A 16,181-nucleotide genomic window follows, 5' to 3' on the forward strand; every position below is an offset into this window, starting at 1 on the left:
GGAGGCTTGCGTGAGCATTCCCTCTGACGGCGAGCACGCCTTTATTGCGCTGAACCGCTTCGGCCTCGGCGCTCGTCCAGGCGACAAAAGCCCAGACGATCCAAAAGGCTGGTTGCTCGGGCAATTCGAAACCTTCGAGGCCAAGCCAGCCGCGATGGCGGAGCTTCCGTCATCGGACAAGATATTTACGACCTATCGCGAGGACAGCGCCGAAATACGCAGCCTATCGGAGGCAAAACGCGCGGAGGCGCGGCAGGAGCTGCGAAAGCGCGGCCAGAAACTGTACGATTCCGAGATCGGCGCCCGAGGGCTGTCGGCGCTGACCACCCAAGCGCCGTTCGTCGAGCGCCTCGTACACTTCTGGGCCAACCATTTCGCCCTCTCCGCCGACGAGCCACTGATGGTAGCTCTCGCCGGCTCGTTCGAGCGCGAGGCGATCCGGCCGCATGTGCTTGGCCCGTTCGAGGACATGCTCTTGGCTGTTGAGAAGCATCCGGCCATGCTGCTCTATCTCAACCAGAACCGCTCCATCGGGCCCAACAGTATCCGCGCCAAACGCGCTGCCGAAAAAGACCCGTCACGCAAGCCCGGCATCAATGAAAATCTGGCCCGCGAAATCTTGGAGCTGCATACGCTGGGTGTCCGTACCGGGTATAGCCAGAAGGACGTCACCCAGTTCGCATTCGCAATGACCGGGTGGACGGTCGCCGGACAAGACGGAGGCGATGAAGCCCAGGCTGGCGCGTTCGAGTTCAGGCCGCAGTTTCACGAACCCGGCCCGCGCACAATCCTCGGCAGGACATACAGTCAGCAGGGGATGGACCAAGCGGAGGCCGTGTTGGGCGACGCCGCGCACAGCAAGGCGACGGCGACCCATGTCGCTACAAAACTCGCCCGGCACTTTGTCGCCGACGAGCCACCGCTCGCCCTGGTCAAGCGGCTGCAATCGGCCTTTCTTCAGTCACAAGGTGACCTGCCGACCGTCTATCGGGCGCTGATAAGTGCGCCCGAAGCCTGGACGTCGAAAGCCAGCAAATTCAAGACACCTTGGGAATGGAGCGTTTCGGCCCTCCGGGCGCTGGGATCGCCCCCGGACGTCACAACGACGATGGCGCAGACGGAAAAGCAGCTTGGCCAACCGGTTTGGCGGCCACAGTCGCCGGCCGGTTACGACGACATCGCCGCCAGCTGGGTGGCGCCCGACGTGCTGGTCCGCCGTGTCGAGGTTGCGCAGCGGCTCGCCCGCAAAGCCGACCCGACACTAGATGCGCGCGCGGCAGCCAGCGCACTTCTCGGCCCGTCGCTGTCAAAGACGACAGCGACCGAAATCGCCCGGGCAGAATCCCCCGCCACAGCGCTTGCGCTTTTGCTTGTTTCGCCGGAATTCCAGAGGAGATAGCCCCATGATGGACCGCCGAAATTTCCTGCGAGGGGCGGCGCTCGGCGCCAGTACGCTCGTTTTCGCTCCGAGCATGGTTTTCGCCAACGTCGAGACGGATCGCCGCTTCGTTTTCATCATCCAACGCGGTGCCGCCGACGGGCTCGATACGGTTATCCCGCATGGAGATCCGGCCCTGGCCGGCTTGCGTGGCTCGCTGGCGATCGATCCGAAGGACATGCACAAGCTCGACGGTATGTTTGCCCTGCACCCGTCATTGGAACGGCTCGCCGGTTTCTATCAGGAGAAACAGTCGCTGTTCGTCCAGGCAGTCGCGTCTCCCTATCGCGAGCGTTCGCATTTCGATGGGCAGAACGTGCTGGAAAGCGGCGGATCAAACCCCTACCAATTGCGCGACGGCTGGCTGAACAGGTTATCCTCTCTCATGCCGAAGAGCCGGGAAGAGGCGATTGCCTTTGCTCCGACCATTCCGCTCGCCTTGCGCGGGGCGGCTCCGGTTAATTCCTATGCGCCATCAAGTTTGCCGGAAGCGCCAGACGACCTTCTGAAGCGGGTCGGTGCACTTTATGATGCCGACCCCGAACTCCACGCACTCTGGAACAGAGCCATGGAAAACCGAGGGCTGGCCAAGGCGGTGAGTGCGCGACAGGACCCCGCTACCGTTGGCAAAACGGCGGCGGTCTTTCTCGGCAGCCCAAATGGGCCACGCATTGCCATGATAGAGACCTCTGGCTGGGACACGCATGACGCTCAGAAGCAGCGTCTCAGCAGCCAATTGCATGGACTCGACCAGATGATCGGCGCGTTGCGTGATGGCCTGGGTGATGTCTGGAAGAAGACCACCGTGCTGGTGGCGACGGAATTCGGTCGTACCGCCGCGGCCAATGGGACCGATGGAACCGACCACGGCACCGCCTCTGCCGCCATGTTGGCTGGCGGTTCGGTTCAGGGCGGGCGGGTGCTTTCAGACTGGCCTGGCCTTGCGACAGGGCACCTTTATGAGGGACGAGACCTCACACCGACGCTCGACCTCGACGCGCTCATCGCCGTAGTCGCGGCGGAAAGCCTCGGACTGGATCCGGAAAAAACAATGCGGACGCTGTTTCCAGGGCGTCCCTTCAACCACAAGCTGGCCGGCCTGGTGACTGCCTGAAAGCTTTCACACCAAGCGGTATCACACACAGCGATCGGCCTGATAAGTCATGCCGTCGCTAACGCAGCCACCGCCTCCAGCGTGGCGTCACACAGCACCTGCGCGCCGGCGATCACCTGATGCGGCTCGACATATTCCGCCTCGTTGTGGCTGAGACCGCCACGGCAGGGCACGAAGATCATCGCCGCCGGCCCGAGGCGAGCCATGAACAACGCATCATGGAAGGCACCGGAGAACATTCGCCGGCAGGGAAAGGCGCGCTGTTTTGCGCTATCTTCGACAATGCCGATCAACCGCCGGTCAAAGCGCGCCGGCGCCACATCCATGCTTGTTCTCACCGAGGCATGGCAACCGCCGCTGGCCGCGGTCTCGGCCGTCAATCCAATGATCTCGGCCTCAAGCCGTTCGATTTCAGGACCATTCGGATGGCGTAGATCGATGGAGAAGGTGACCTCGCCCGGGATGACGTTGACAGCGCCCGGCGTGAGCGAGAGGCGGCCGACGGTGAGGCGCGCATCGGCATCGGCCGGCATCACCGTTTCCTGCAGACGGGCAATGATGGTCGCGGCCACCGCCATGGCGTCATGGCGATCTGCAAGTGGCGTCGTGCCGGCATGCGCCACCTGCCCCTCAATGGAAACCTCAAGCCAGCGAGTGCCCTGGATCCCTTCTACAACGCCGATCAGCGCGCCATCGCGTTCGAGCAGCGGCCCCTGTTCGATGTGCAATTCGAGATAACCTGTAAACCGACCGCCGAATGGCCTTTCGGCGGCCGCGGGCAAGGCCGTTAGCGTCGCCGCCAACTCGTCGGTGAGGCGGGCGCCGTTGCTATCCACCGCGTCCTGCCACCCTGCGGGGAAAGCACCGTGGGCATAGACCTGCGAACCAAATGCGCCGGGCGAAAAGCGGCTGCCCTCCTCGTTGGTCCAGGCCACCAGCTCGACCGGACCGGCCGTGACGATCTTCTGGTCTTCCAACGTTTCCAGCACCTCGAGCGCGGCGAGCGTGCCGAGTGCACCATCGAAGCGTCCACCGGTTGGCTGGCTGTCGAGATGACTGCCGATCAGCATGGGAGGGCGGTCGTTATCGGCACCGGCTCGCCGCAGGAATAGATTGGCGGCTGCGTCTTGGAAGACCGAAAAGCCGCGCGCCGCGCCGAGTTCGGCCAGCAGCGCTCGCGCCGCCCTGTCGTGGGGACCGAGCGCCGGCCTGTTGACGCCTCCAGCCGGCGTGGCACCGATCGCCGCGAAAGCATCGAGGTGAGCGAGCAAACGGCGGCCATCGATCACAGGACCACGGGTCATGGTCGGAGCCCGGCCATGAAGGTCTTGACGCGATCGGGATCGACAGTGTTCCACCAGACGCCGTCATATTTCAGGGCGCTGGCAATGATGACGCCGTCGACAATACCCAGGATGTCACGGGCGTTGTCTGGCGTGACGCCGCTGCCGACCAGCGTCGGCAAATGCGAGGCGTCCTTGATCAGCCTGATGTAGCCGAGGTCGGCGGCGTGTCCGGTACGCTGACCGGTGGCGATCACCGCGTCGGCGTCGAAGAAGGCGAGATCGCGCACCAGTTCCTCGACCGGCCGGTCAGCGACGATGGCGTGTGCGCCGTGTTTGACATGCGCATCGGCGAATATCAGCACGCCGTTCGCCCTGAGGCGGGCGCGATAGCGCATGGCACGCGCCGCTTCGCCCTCGATGAAGCCCTCGTTGGCGACGTAGGCATTGGCCCACTGATTGACGCGGATGAAACCGGCACCGGAGGCACTTGCAACCGCTAGCGCGGGCAGAGCCGCGTTGGCCAGCACGTTGATGCCAATCGGTCGGCCGAGTTCGCGACGGATACGATCAGCGATGACCGCCATGTGGGCGGCTGTCTCGGGGCCGATATCGTCAGGCTTCGAGAAGGGCACATCACCATGGTTCTCGACGATGACGCCATCGCAACCACCAGTGAGATAGGCGCGCGCGTCGGCGAGACCGCGTTGGTAAATCTCCTCGACTGGGCCGCCATCATGGCGTGGCGAGCCGGGCAGCGGCGCCAAGTGGACGACGCCGATCACCACCTTGGTCCGTCCGAACAGTTGCTGGAGAGCGTCGCCGGCTGTCTGGCCGACCGGTGTTGCGGCTTCGGTCATGAGAACTTCCTCGAAGGTCCGCCGATCAGGGCGGCAATTTCTGAACGGCTCGGACAGGCGGCAAGCGTCCCGCGTCGGGTGACGGCAATAGCCGCCGCGCGGACACCAACGGCTACGGCGTCAGAGAGCGGCAGGCCATGGGCGAGACATCCAGACATCACACCGGCGAAGACGTCGCCGGCTCCGCTCGTGTCGATCGCCGTCACCACGGGAGCGGCGACGCGTTCTACCTGCTTGGTTTGCCAGGCAATAAACATGGCGCCACCGGCACCGAGCGTGACGACCGCGCTCGCAGCGCCATCCCGCGACAGACGACGAGCCGCCTCAGCCGGATCGGTGCAACCGGCCAGCGCCTCAGCCTCGATAGTGTTGACGATGATGACATCGACCTCCGGTACGGGAGCGGACCCAAGCGGACTGGGATTGAAAACGGTAGTGGCGCCCCGGTCGCGGGCCGCGTCCAGGCAGGCTTTGGTGATGTCCGGGGCGAGATTACCTTGCATCAGCAGGTGGTCCCCCCTCCCCGGCCATGAGGAAAGCTCCATGGGATCAAAAGCCCTGGCAGAGGCGGCGGCGGTCACGACGACGTTCTCGCCTGCCCGGTCGACAAGGATCGTCGACCGATCAGTCGGCGTGTCGAGCACGACGAGCCCGTTGAGCGATAGCTCGGCGGTGAGCGCCGCCCGCACGAAGACCGCATCGGGATCGGCGCCCAGCGCGGCGCGAAAAACAACGTCGGCGCCGGTACGCGCAGCCGCCACCGCCTGGTTGGCGCCCTTGCCGCCAACCCCGCGCGCCGTCGCGACGGTGTTCACCGTCTCGCCGGGCCGCGGCAGCCGATCGACATAGAAGGTGTCGTCGACGCAGACGTTGCCGACCACGTAGAGCGCCATGGATCAGTCCCGTCCGGTCGCCCAGGCCAGCATCTGCTCGAACAGCGTCTTGTAGCCCTTCCAAGCGACGAAATCTGGCGACAGCCAATGTGGGCCAACGTCCGAGGTCCAGGCAACCGACCGCCCCTTGCCGTAAGTTCCGGTGACGAGCAGCGGCAGCGCACCATATTCGGATGACACCGTAGCCAGTACCTCGGCACCCGGCTTGACCTCGACTTCGTTGAAGCCGAGTAGCACCGGCCAATCGCCGCCGAGACCCTTCAGGATCGGATGGCTGGCCTTGCCGCTGACCACTGCCGAAAAACCTTCCGGCACCTCGACGCGGTCGTCGTAGGGAAGGCAGGTAACCGGCAGCACTTCCTCGACAGCCGTCTTGCGATAGCGGGCGCCGCCATTGATGCCCTGGAAGGAATAGTAACCGCCGAACATCAGAAGGCCGCCGCCATTGCGGACATAGTCGCGGATCAGCTTCAACCGGTTGGGCGTCGTCTGCGACTTGATCCAGGTGTCCGGGTGGAGCAGCAGCGTATTGGCGCCGATGTCGGACAGCACCACCGCGTCATAGGCCGACAGCGCTTCCATGGTCTGCGGAAAATCACGCTGCGCCTCGTGCGAGGGCATGAAGGTAACGTCGAACGGTCCACCTTTCAGTGCCCTCAACAGTTCATCGGCGCCGGTATGGTAGGTGACGGTTGCGAACTGGTCGAAGCCCTTGATGTGGGTGGCGGTCGAAACCCAGGATTCGCCGGCCAGCAGGATCTTCTTGGTCATTTTGCTTTCCTCGGCAGTAGGTGGAAAAGGCGTCCGTCAGGCGGAGAACACCGATTTTGGATTGTCTTTGAGCATGCGGTCGATCACCGCCTCGTCGAGACCATGGCGCCTCAAGCGCGGTACGAAGTGGCGCAGTACGTGGGCATAGCCGAAGCCGCCATAGCGGGTCAGCATCATCTTGAGAAACACGTCCTGCGACATCAGCACCCGATCGGCGTAGCCCTTGTCGACCAGGTTGAGGATGCCACGGGCGTTATCCTCGTCGGATGGCGACTGGGCGTCCTGGTCGGCGTAATAGTAATCCATACCGATCATATCGTATTCGATGAAGGCGCCGCGCGCGGCGAGCGATGTCTGATAGGTCGTGTCGTCCCAGCTCGGATTCATGTGACAGAGCACGGTGTGGCGGAGGTCGGCGCCTTCCGATTCCACCACATCGAGAACCTCGTGAGCGAGCCGTTCCCAGCCCGGCAGGTGGATGGTCAGCGGCACGCCGGTGCGCGCCGAAGCACGCGCCGCGCCACGTAGCGATCGGCGCTCAGCTTCGGTGAAATCCTTGGAGACGCCGATCTCGCCGATGATGCCGGCCATCACCGGCGGTTGCGTGTCGCCGCCACCAACATCGTCGACAATGAATTGGGCGATAGCTTCGACATCCATCGCCCGCATCCAGTCGGGGTGGCTGAATTCGAGATAGAAGCCGGTCCCCATGACGATCTTGAGGCCCGACAGGCGAGCGATGCGGGCGAGCGCTTCCGGGTCGCGACCGATGCCGATGGTGGTGGCGTCGACCACCGTGTTGCCACCGAAGTGGCGGTAGCGCTCAAGCTCGCGCAGGGCGAGATCGGCATCGTCGAGCGATACGTTGTCACGGTTGAGGTAGGGGTTCATTCTGAGTTCGCCGATGATCTCGATATTCACCGGCTGCTCGGAAACGCGACGTCCCTCGTCGTCGATATCGCAAGGACAACGCCACGCCTTGGCACCATCGAGCAGGATATGCTCGTGCATCAGCGTGACGCCCATCTCCTCGACCGGCATCGGCCCGGTGACCGTCATCACCATGCCCGACCGGATACCAATCGGCGACCGGTCGGCCGGCTTGCCTGCGAACAGATGATCCATGATCAACGGCTCCTGGATCCGCCCTTGAACAGGCGGAAATTCAGCCAGATGGCGACAAGGATGATCAGGCCGGTCACGATCGGCGTCAGGAAGGGCGACAGATGGGCGAGGATCAGGCCATTGGCAATCACCGCCACGGTCAGCGCACCCAGCACGGTGCCAACCACCGAGCCACGCCCCCCGAAAAGTGACGTGCCGCCTAGCACCACGGCGGCGATGACGTCGAGTTCGAAACCCTGGCCGGAGTTGGACGAGCCGGAGCCGAGCCGCGAGGCAAGGATGATACCGGCGAGCGCCGCCGCCGCGCTGGTCAGCACGTAGACCATCAGCGTGACGAGGCGAGTATTGACGCCGGCCCGCCGCACCGCTTCGGCATTGGCGCCGACGCCGGTGACGTAGCGGCCGAAGGCCGTCTCGTTGAAGACGAGATAGGCGATGACCAACACGACGACCGCGATCAGCGCCGGCACCGGCACGCCGATGAACCAGGCGCGGCCGATGACATTGAAGCCGCTGGCCGGATCGACGGGAATGGAATAGCCGCCGGTGATCAGAAGCGCGATGCCACGGATGACCGACAAGCCGGCCAGTGTGACAATGAAAGCGGGGATGCCTTCAAAGGCGATGAAAAAGCCCTGCAAAGCGCCGACGGCGGCGCCAAGGCAGAGGAGAGCGAACACGACCACCGGCCAAGGCACTCCCCATTGCAGCAGCACCGCCGACAGCGTGGCCGTCAACGCCAGCACCGAACCGACGGAGAGGTCGATGCCGCCGGTGGTGATGACGAAGGTCATGGCCGAGGCGACGATCAATAGCGGTGCCGACTGACGGACGATGTTGAGGAGGTTGGGGGTGGTCAGGAAAGCGTCGGTCGACAGCGAAAAGACGATGCAGACCACGGCGAAGAACAAGGCAATGGAGACGACGCCGCCCCGGGCGACCGCCTTTTCATGCCAGCTTGCCTTGACGAGGCGCGAAGGCACTTGCTGTTTGATGGCACTGTCGCTCATGCCGTAACTCCCGCGCTGTCGGTCGCCCCGGCCGATCGGGCTGTGAACTTGCGCCCGACGATCAGGTTCACCACCTCCTCGATGCTGGTTTCCGAAACGTGCCGTTCAGCGACGTTGCGTCCCTCGTACATCACCTGGATGCGATCACAGACCAGGAACAGATCCTGCAGGCGGTGGGTGATCAGGATTACCGAAACACCACGCGCGCTGACGGCGCGGATCAGGTCGAGCACGGCTTCCACTTCGGCGACGGCCAGTGCCGCCGTCGGCTCGTCCATGATCAGCACGCGCGGATCGAAAGACGCGGCGCGACCGATGGCGATCGATTGCCGCTGACCGCCGGAGAGGTTCTCGACCTTGAGGCGGGTGTCGGCGATGACGATGCCGAGGCGGTCGAGCATGGCGCGCGCCTCGGCATGCATGCGCGTCTTGTCGAGAAACGACAGGCCAGCGACGCGGCGACGCGGTTCGCGGCCGAGGAACAGATTGCCGGCGACGTCCACCGTGTCGCAGAGCGACAGGTCCTGATAGACCATCTCAACACGGGCGGCGCGGGCGTCGGCGGGCGAAGCGAAGCTGACGACCTCGCCATCAATTTCGATGCTGCCGGCATCTGGAATGATGGCACCGGAAAGAACCTTGCTGAGCGTCGATTTTCCGGCGCCGTTGTCTCCGACGAGGCCGAGCACTTCGCCGGGCTTGAGCGTCAGCGATACGTCGTCGAGGACTTGAATGGGATGATAGCGTTTGGAGATGCCGGTCATCCGAACGCGATAGGGCGAGGTTTCCGTCATGCTGAAATCCGCTCGGGAATGGCCTTGGGGTAGCGCATTCCATGGGGAACGGCATCCCGTCGGTCGGCCTGGACGGCAACCGACGGGAAGCAACGATGAGCAGGACGCCGTGGATGACCCCGGCGATCCGACCATTCACCAGCTCAGATCACTGGAACATCGACTTGAAGCCGGCCACGTTGTCCTTGGTGACGATGGTCACCGGGACATTGATGATCGGCTCGACTTTACCACCCGCCTTGAGCGTCTTCAGCGCTTCGACGGCCGCCTTGCCCTCGCCGGCCGGGTCCTGCTGGACGACGGCGACGACCCAGCCTTCCTCGATGCCCTGGGCGGCTTGCTTGGTGAGGTCCCAGCCGAACACCTTGACGCTGTCGGTATGGCTCTGGGCGGTGACGGCGGAGACCGCGCCGACCAGCGCCGGCTCGCCGGTGGCGTAGAGCGTGCTCATGGTCGGGTTGGCAGTCATCAGATTTTCCGAAGCCGACAGCGCCACATCCTGAACGTTCTGACCGTCGACCGTATCGAGGAATTTGACGTCGACGCCGCTGGCCGTCACTGCCTTCTTGAAACCGTCGAGACGCTGATTCTGGATGAACGAGTTGAGGGCGCCAACGACACCCACCGTCGCCTTGCCGCCCATGCTGGCCTTGACGTAATCGGCGTAGAACTTGCCGATGTCCTCGCCGGCCTTGGTATTGTCGACACCCACGAAGGCGACATTATCGCCACCCGGAATCTGGGCATCGATGGCGATCACCGGAATGCCGGCGGCCTTGGCGGCGGTAATCGCCGGCTTGACGCCGTTGACGTCGATGGCCACCAGAATGATGCCATCGACCTTCTGGGTGATATAGTTCTCGATGGCGTCGTTCTGAGCCGAGGGAACATTGTTGGCGTTATAGATGACGAGATCGACACCCGCCGCCTTGGCGGCGGCCGTGGCGCCATCGTTGATCTGGTTGAAGAACAGCGCTTGCTGGTTGATATTGACGAGCGCAAAAGTTTCGGCGGAGGCCGGCGACAGGCTAGCGGCGAAAATGGTCGCGAGGGCGCTGCCCGCGAGAATCCTGGAAAGACGCATTTCGGAATCCCCTTTGGTTTATTTGCCCCTTTGGGGCTTGTTGGTGTCGGATGACACAGCGCGATAATTCAAGATCATTGATTTTCTGTCAAGTAACTTGAATGACGTTTTGGGCAGCAATCCGGCCAATTTTCAGGCGCCCAACGCGACGCCTTCAAGACGCTTCAGGGAACAAAAACGATGCGCCCCTGATCCAAATCGAACTTGCCCGCTTTCCTGCCTGAAAGGCCCGTACCGCTGTCGACCGACATGCGACAGCGGGCAACGAAGCAAGCCCAGCAAAACGGCACTTTCGTTTCGCACAGGAGCTATGTGTAAGGCAGACTGTATTTTGCCGGCTTATAAACTCACCGGGCAAACCAAGAAATCCGCGTAAATCCGGCTGGTCCTAGAAGGTTGCCGGCGTGTTGACCCAGAAAATGCTGGCCCGACGATCGCCGGCATTGCGATAATGATGCGGCAGATCGGAATTGAAGGCGAAGGCATCGCCTTCCATCAAATGAAATTTGCGCTCACCGACGATCAACTCGACCTCGCCGGCTATGACGTAGCCGACTTCCTCACCAACGTGTTGGATGGGACCGGCGCTCTCGCCCCCCACCTCGACGTGGTGGATGTTGCACTGCAGGAGATGGCCGGGCGAATAGGGAATAATCCGCTCAAGAGCGATGCCTCGGCCGCGACGGAGCGGATCGAGCGTCAGCACCGGCCGTGTGCCGGCCCGGAAGATCATCCCCTCCTCGCCGTGCGATTCCTCGAAGAACCAGCCGATATTCTTGTCGAGCACCTTAATGATCCGGTGCAGCATGGGCAGCGATGGCGACGCCTTACCGTTCTCGATCTTCGATAGCAGGCTTTCCGAGCAGTTGGCGGCCTGCGCCAGCGCCTTCAGCGTCATGCCGCGCGTCTGGCGCGCCAGCTTGAGGCGCGTACCGAGGCCGATCGGCATGCCGTGCCGGACGTCGTCGGACAGAGCGCTGGGGGTATCAACGAGGACCGTATCGTCCGTCTTCATCAAAGCACTTTCCTGGCCGACCATCATTGCCCCACGGACGTCCGCTTGGGGCGAACTCAAGCGCGCCGAACCGGCCCGCGCCCTCCGACCCACTCGCGACTCGCAACCGGCAACCAGCCGAACCGCGACCCACAGGCCAAGCCGTTCGGATTGAGACTCAACTCGCGGCATTCGTCAATGTGGCGCCCCACCACCGCAGAGAGAAGCACGATCTCGCACAATTTCGAGTCATGCCCATCCTGCATCCGGGGCTACTTGACAGGTTCCAGGATCGCCCCCCTAATGTCAGATATCAGACCAATTTTCTGGGCCTTGGCCCGATCGAGCGAATGGCGGACGGATGGCCGGCGACATCTCTTCCCTGGAGCGAATTCCGCGTGTCGACCGGGTCCGCAGCGTCATGAACGCGCTCGCCGATCACATCGAACGCGCCGGTATGAAGCCGGGCGACAAACTGCCGACCGAACGCGAACTATCCGTGGCGCTCGGTGTCGGGCGATCGACCGTACGAGAAGTGATCCGGCAGTTGCAGGCGCTCGGCGTGGCCGAGCCGCGCGTTGGTTCCGGCACCTTCCTCATGCGAACGATCACGCCCGGCACGGTCCACATGCCGCTATCGCTGGACATGTCACACCTGAGGGACGCGCTGCTACAAACGCTGGAGGTGCGACGCGGCATCGAAGTGGAAGCATCGGCGGTGGCTGCCCTCAAGCATACGCGTGAGGACGTCCCGCTGATGGACGCAACGCTGGCCGAGATGGAGCGTGTCCATCTCGATAAAGGCACTGCCGGCCGGGAAGATCTCGCCTTTCACCTGTCGATCTACGACGCCACTCACAACCCGCTTTTCCCCCGCCTGCTCGAGCAGATGCGGGAGACGTTCGAAAGTTTCTTCGATCAACCATTCGACCGGCCGGACTTCGCCCGGCGGTCCTTCCCGTTCCACCGCGAACTATTCGAGGCGATCGTCGCCCGCAACGTCGCTCTGGCGCGCGAGAAGACTTACGCGATCCTCGAAATTGTCGAGGAAGACATCAAGGACATGTCCAGATGAATGAGGAAGCCGACCCGATCAAGCGCGCCAGCTTGATCGTCGCCCATGATGAAGTGAACGCCTACGACGCCGTCGTGCCGCCGATCGTCCAGACGTCGCTGTTCACCTTCTCGTCCTATGACGAGATGAACCAGACCTACATGGGCAAGATAACGCGGCCAACTTACAGCCGCGGACTCAACCCGACCGTTCGCCATTTCGAGGACATGATCGCGCGGCTGGAAGGCGGCGAGGATGCCATCGGCTTTGCGTCCGGCATGGCGGCGATTTCCTCGACGGTGATGACGTTCGTCCGGCCCGGCGACAAGCTGCTCTGCGTCCGCCACGTTTACCCGGACGCTTATCGCCTGTTTGAAATTCTGCTGAAGCAGTACGGCGTTCACACTGTCTATGTCGACGGTCGTGATGAAGCCGCTGTGGCCCGCGAGCTGCCCGGCGCCGCCCTGTTTTATCTCGAAAGCCCGACGAGCTGGTCGATGGATGCGCTCGACGTCGCCTCCCTCGCGGTGCTGGCCCGCAAGCACGGCGTCGTCACGGCGATCGACAACAGTTGGGCGTCCCCAGTTTTCCAGCAGCCGCTGTCACTCGGCGTCGACCTGGTTCTGCATTCCGCCTCCAAATATATCGGCGGCCACTCGGACGTGGTTGCCGGCGTGGTGACCGGCTCGAAGGCGCTACTCGGCAGGATCCGCTCAACGACCTATCCCTATCTCGGCGGCAAATTATCGCCGTTCGACGCTTGGCTGTTGATCCGCGGCCTCAGGACGCTGCCGGCCCGCATGAAGGCGCATGAAGCGGCAGCGCTCCATGTCGCCCGCAAGCTGGCCGCCCATCCGCTCATCGAGAATGTCCTGCACCCTGGCCTCGGAAACACTCTCCCACCCGGCCTTTTCGGCACGTCGGGCCTGTTCTCGTTCACCTTCACCGAGGGCGTCGACATTCCGAAGTTTGCCGACCAGCTGAAGCTGTTCAAGCTCGGCGTCAGTTGGGGCGGGCACGAGAGCCTCGTCGTTCCGGCGACCGTCGTTCACAACCAGGCCGCCGGACCTAACTCGGCGGTGGACTTCGGCATCAGCCCGCGCGTGGTTCGCCTGCATGTCGGCCTCGAAGGCGCCGAAGCGCTATGGGCCGACCTCGGCGGCGCCATCGACGCGGCACGTATCTAGGAGAGTTACCTCAACGATTCACCGGCTTGGAGGGGCCGGCAAAGGGCATCGGTGCATATAAAAATCAGGGGCGCCGATGCCTGATCGGCCGGGAGAGCCGGCCGGACAACAGAAAGACCGCACGGCGGGGCCTCCAACACCCCGCCCTTATGTGGCAACCAAGGAAAGGGGAACTTCATGAACAGGATTTTGGCTATCGCGTCGCTGTCGACGCTGCTTATGGCGGGCACGGCCCTTGCCGATACGACGTTGAAACTCGTCGAGGTGATCACCAGCCCCGAGCGGACCGAAACGCTCAAGGGCATCGTCAAGACGTTCGAGGATGCCAACCCCGGCACCAAGGTGGAGATCATCTCCCTGCCTTGGGGGCAAGCCTTCGAGAAATTCGCCACGATGGTTTCGGCCGGCGAGACGCCCGACGTCGTGGAGATGCCGGACAACTGGGTGGCGCTCTACTCAAATAACGGCGCCCTCGAGAGCCTCGAGCCATATCTGGCCAAATGGGAATACACCGCCGGCCTGACCCCGCGCACGCTTGAGATGGGGCGACTGACCAAGAACACCGTCTATCAGCTGCCCTACGGCTTCTATCTTCGGGCGATGTTCTACAACAAGAAGCTGCTCGCCGAGGCCGGCGTTACCGAGCCGCCGAAGACGCTCGACGAGTTCCGCGCCGCTTCCGAGAAGGTGTCGAAGCTGCCGGGCAAGTATGGGTACTGTCTGCGTGGTGGCCCGGGCGGCCTCAATGGTTGGGTCATGTTCGGCGCCTCGATGGCCGGCAACAACACCTTCTTCAAGCCGGACGGCACCTCGACCTTCGCCGACCCAGGCTGGGCCAAGGGCATCAAGTACGTCGTCGACCTCTACAAGGACGGCCTCGCCCCCAAGGACAGCATCAACTGGGGCTTCAACGAAGTCGTCGGCGGGTTCTATTCGGGCACCTGCGCCTTCCTCGACCAGGATCCGGACGCCTTGATTTCGATCGCCGAGCGCATGAAGCCTGAGGACTATGGTGTGATGCCGTTCCCGAAGGGCCCGGACGGCAAGGCGTTCCCAACCATTGGCTACGGCGGCTGGTCGATGTTCGCCAACTCCGAGCACAAGGATCTCTCCTGGAAGCTGATCGCTACGCTCGACAGCCCGGAAGGCAATATCGCCTGGAACAAGCGCATTGGCGCCCTGCCGATCCACAAGGCGGCCGAGAGCGATCCGTTCTACGCCGGAGACCAGTTCAAGGGCTGGTTCGCGGAACTCGCCGACCCCAACGTCACCCCGACGGTGATGCCGACGTATCTTGAGGAGTTTGCCTTCTTCAAGGACTCGCTGGTGATCAAGACCAGCCAGCAAGCCCTTCTCGGCGAGATCTCCCCGGACGAGCTCGCCAAGCAGTGGGCCGACTACATGACGGCGGCGCAGCAGAAGTTCCTCGCCAGCAAGTAACGACGCGTCAAAACACCTTTCGATCGGGCTTACTGGCCTGATCGGAAGGCGAACGCGCCAAGCTTGGACCTCCGGTGGCGCGCGCGTCGCCGGAGTTCGATGCGATCTGCCAGCCACTTGTCGCGGCGGCGATCGAGCCCTCGTGCCTCGGCTCATGCCAAGCGTCCGTCTGCGAACCTATGCGAGTTTCTGTCCGATGACCTCCACTTACGCGGCCGCGCCGCCCAATGGCGACCGCCGAACGGCGAAGCAAAAGATCGCCGCATATCTAGAGCCATGGCTCTATTCAGCACCTGTGCTGATCTTGATCGTCGCCATCATGCTGGTGCCGCTGGCGCTCGGCGTTTCCTACGCCTTCCGCGACATCCGGTTGCTCAACCCGTTCAGCGGCGCCTTCGTCGGCCTCAAGCATTTTCGCGAGCTCGCCAGTGACAGCGCCTTTCGCGGTGCGCTGGTCAATACGCTGTGGTGGACATTCAGCTCGGTCATCCTGCAATTCCTGTTCGGTTTGATCCTGGCCTTGCTGCTCAACCAACCGTTCAAGGGGCGAGCGCTGGCGCAGGCACTTTGCTTCCTTCCCTGGGCGGTGCCGAGCTTCCTGTCGGGCCTCGACTGGGCCTGGATGTTCAACCCGGTCGTCGGGCCGATCCCCCACTGGCTCTACGCGCTGGGCATAATGTCGGAGCCCAGCAACATTCTTTCCGATCCGAAAACGGCCATGTGGGGGCCAATCATCGCCAACGTCTGGTGGGGAATCCCCTTCTTCGCCATCACCATGCTGGCGGCGTTGCAGGCGATCCCCAAGGATCTCTATGAGGCGGCGGAGATCGATGGCGCCGGTCCGATCGAACGCTTCCGGTCGATCACCGTGCCCTTCCTGGCGCCGACCATGGCCATCTCCATCCTGCTGCGGACGGTGTGGATCGCCAATTTCGCCGACCTGATCATCGTCATGACCAACGGCGGTCCGGCCGACCGGACCCAGATCGTGGCGAGCTACATATTCACCCAGGCCTTTCGCCGGCTCGACTTCGGCTACGCCTCGGCGATCGCGCTGGTGCTCCTGGTGCTGCTGCTCGCCTATTCGATGCTGATCGTCATCCTGCGCCAAACCATGCTGTCGAGGCACTGACC

General features: G+C 63.2%; 15 protein-coding genes. 6 read left to right on the forward strand and 9 right to left on the reverse strand.

Annotated elements, in window-relative coordinates; all coding sequences use genetic code 11:
• Positions 1-10 precede the first annotated feature (10 nt).
• Entirely contained in the window at positions 11-1,399 is a 1,389-nt protein-coding gene (locus AB6N07_RS23410) for a DUF1800 family protein (RefSeq protein ID WP_370675441.1), read from the forward strand.
• Positions 1,400-1,403: 4 nt separating this feature from the next.
• On the forward strand, positions 1,404-2,552 hold the full coding sequence (locus AB6N07_RS23415; protein ID WP_370675442.1) for a DUF1501 domain-containing protein: 1,149 nt from the start codon (positions 1,404-1,406) through the stop codon (positions 2,550-2,552).
• A 47-nt stretch (positions 2,553-2,599) separates the two neighbouring features.
• Here the strand turns inward: AB6N07_RS23415 and AB6N07_RS23420 are convergent, their stop codons facing one another.
• From AB6N07_RS23420 to AB6N07_RS23460, 9 genes are all read right to left on the reverse strand, one after another.
• Positions 2,600-3,856 carry a Zn-dependent hydrolase gene (locus AB6N07_RS23420; protein ID WP_370675443.1) on the reverse strand — a complete coding sequence of 419 codons (1,257 nt, stop codon included), beginning with the start codon at positions 3,854-3,856 and terminating at the stop codon, positions 2,600-2,602.
• The gene (locus tag AB6N07_RS23425) at positions 3,853-4,695 is read right to left on the reverse strand and encodes a BtpA/SgcQ family protein (protein WP_370675444.1); all 843 of its coding nucleotides are present in this window, start codon (positions 4,693-4,695) and stop codon (positions 3,853-3,855) included. The genes AB6N07_RS23420 and AB6N07_RS23425 overlap by 4 nt, the downstream gene beginning before the upstream one ends.
• A complete protein-coding gene (locus AB6N07_RS23430) occupies positions 4,692-5,588 on the reverse strand; it encodes a PfkB family carbohydrate kinase (protein WP_370675445.1) in 897 nt (298 codons plus the stop codon). The genes AB6N07_RS23425 and AB6N07_RS23430 overlap by 4 nt, the downstream gene beginning before the upstream one ends.
• A 3-nt stretch (positions 5,589-5,591) precedes the next feature.
• Complete coding sequence (locus AB6N07_RS23435; protein WP_370675446.1) at positions 5,592-6,359, reverse strand: glutamine amidotransferase; 768 nt, start codon at positions 6,357-6,359, stop codon at positions 5,592-5,594.
• Positions 6,360-6,395: 36 nt separating this feature from the next.
• Entirely contained in the window at positions 6,396-7,484 is a 1,089-nt protein-coding gene (locus tag AB6N07_RS23440) for a phosphotriesterase (RefSeq protein WP_370675447.1), read from the reverse strand.
• Between the two features lie 2 nt (positions 7,485-7,486).
• Positions 7,487-8,494 carry an ABC transporter permease gene (locus tag AB6N07_RS23445; RefSeq protein ID WP_370675448.1) on the reverse strand — a complete coding sequence of 336 codons (1,008 nt, stop codon included), beginning with the start codon at positions 8,492-8,494 and terminating at the stop codon, positions 7,487-7,489.
• Positions 8,491-9,288 carry an ATP-binding cassette domain-containing protein gene (locus AB6N07_RS23450; RefSeq protein ID WP_370675449.1) on the reverse strand — a complete coding sequence of 266 codons (798 nt, stop codon included), beginning with the start codon at positions 9,286-9,288 and terminating at the stop codon, positions 8,491-8,493. The genes AB6N07_RS23445 and AB6N07_RS23450 overlap by 4 nt, the downstream gene beginning before the upstream one ends.
• Positions 9,289-9,436: 148 nt before the next feature.
• Positions 9,437-10,372: a substrate-binding domain-containing protein gene (locus AB6N07_RS23455; protein WP_370675450.1), complete on the reverse strand. Its 936-nt coding sequence runs from the start codon at positions 10,370-10,372 to the stop codon at positions 9,437-9,439.
• Positions 10,373-10,760: 388 nt separating this feature from the next.
• Positions 10,761-11,321, reverse strand: a complete 561-nt coding sequence (locus tag AB6N07_RS23460) for a cupin domain-containing protein (RefSeq protein ID WP_370678309.1) — start codon at positions 11,319-11,321, stop codon at positions 10,761-10,763.
• A gap of 406 nt (positions 11,322-11,727) precedes the next feature.
• On the opposite strand from AB6N07_RS23460, the gene AB6N07_RS23465 reads away from it, so the two are divergent.
• The 4 genes from AB6N07_RS23465 to AB6N07_RS23480 all read left to right on the forward strand — a co-directional run bounded on the left by AB6N07_RS23465 (position 11,728) and on the right by AB6N07_RS23480 (position 16,179).
• Positions 11,728-12,441 carry a FadR/GntR family transcriptional regulator gene (locus AB6N07_RS23465; protein ID WP_370675451.1) on the forward strand — a complete coding sequence of 238 codons (714 nt, stop codon included), beginning with the start codon at positions 11,728-11,730 and terminating at the stop codon, positions 12,439-12,441.
• A complete protein-coding gene (locus AB6N07_RS23470; RefSeq protein WP_370675452.1) occupies positions 12,438-13,607 on the forward strand; it encodes a PLP-dependent transferase in 1,170 nt (389 codons plus the stop codon). Before AB6N07_RS23465 ends, AB6N07_RS23470 begins: the two co-directional genes overlap by 4 nt.
• Positions 13,608-13,784: 177 nt before the next feature.
• Positions 13,785-15,047, forward strand: coding sequence for a sugar ABC transporter substrate-binding protein (locus AB6N07_RS23475; RefSeq protein WP_370675453.1), 1,263 nt, complete (start codon positions 13,785-13,787; stop codon positions 15,045-15,047).
• Positions 15,048-15,243: 196 nt separating this feature from the next.
• Positions 15,244-16,179 (forward strand): carbohydrate ABC transporter permease, encoded by a 936-nt coding sequence (locus AB6N07_RS23480; protein WP_370675454.1) that lies wholly within the window; start codon positions 15,244-15,246, stop codon positions 16,177-16,179.
• The last annotated feature ends 2 nt before the right edge of the window (positions 16,180-16,181 follow it).

This window comes from Pleomorphomonas sp. PLEO, from assembly GCF_041320595.1.
Classification (GTDB): domain Bacteria; phylum Pseudomonadota; class Alphaproteobacteria; order Rhizobiales; family Pleomorphomonadaceae; genus Pleomorphomonas.

Bases quoted from the DNA above. Each gene is read 5' to 3' on its own strand.
- AB6N07_RS23425 (WP_370675444.1), bottom strand. From the start codon at position 4,695: ATGACCGAAGCCGCAACACCGGTCGGCCAGACAGCCGGCGACGCTCTC.
- AB6N07_RS23430 (WP_370675445.1), bottom strand. From the start codon at position 5,588: ATGGCGCTCTACGTGGTCGGCAACGTCTGCGTCGACGACACCTTCTAT.
- AB6N07_RS23455 (WP_370675450.1), bottom strand. From the start codon at position 10,372: ATGCGTCTTTCCAGGATTCTCGCGGGCAGCGCCCTCGCGACCATTTTC.
- AB6N07_RS23460 (WP_370678309.1), bottom strand. From the start codon at position 11,321: ATGCCGATCGGCCTCGGTACGCGCCTCAAGCTGGCGCGCCAGACGCGC.
- AB6N07_RS23450 (WP_370675449.1), bottom strand. From the start codon at position 9,288: ATGACGGAAACCTCGCCCTATCGCGTTCGGATGACCGGCATCTCCAAA.
- AB6N07_RS23435 (WP_370675446.1), bottom strand. From the start codon at position 6,359: ATGACCAAGAAGATCCTGCTGGCCGGCGAATCCTGGGTTTCGACCGCC.
- AB6N07_RS23420 (WP_370675443.1), bottom strand. From the start codon at position 3,856: ATGACCCGTGGTCCTGTGATCGATGGCCGCCGTTTGCTCGCTCACCTC.
- AB6N07_RS23415 (WP_370675442.1), top strand. From the start codon at position 1,404: ATGATGGACCGCCGAAATTTCCTGCGAGGGGCGGCGCTCGGCGCCAGT.
- AB6N07_RS23480 (WP_370675454.1), top strand. From the start codon at position 15,244: ATGACCTCCACTTACGCGGCCGCGCCGCCCAATGGCGACCGCCGAACG.
- AB6N07_RS23475 (WP_370675453.1), top strand. From the start codon at position 13,785: ATGAACAGGATTTTGGCTATCGCGTCGCTGTCGACGCTGCTTATGGCG.
- AB6N07_RS23445 (WP_370675448.1), bottom strand. From the start codon at position 8,494: ATGAGCGACAGTGCCATCAAACAGCAAGTGCCTTCGCGCCTCGTCAAG.
- AB6N07_RS23465 (WP_370675451.1), top strand. From the start codon at position 11,728: ATGGCCGGCGACATCTCTTCCCTGGAGCGAATTCCGCGTGTCGACCGG.
- AB6N07_RS23470 (WP_370675452.1), top strand. From the start codon at position 12,438: ATGAATGAGGAAGCCGACCCGATCAAGCGCGCCAGCTTGATCGTCGCC.
- AB6N07_RS23440 (WP_370675447.1), bottom strand. From the start codon at position 7,484: ATGGATCATCTGTTCGCAGGCAAGCCGGCCGACCGGTCGCCGATTGGT.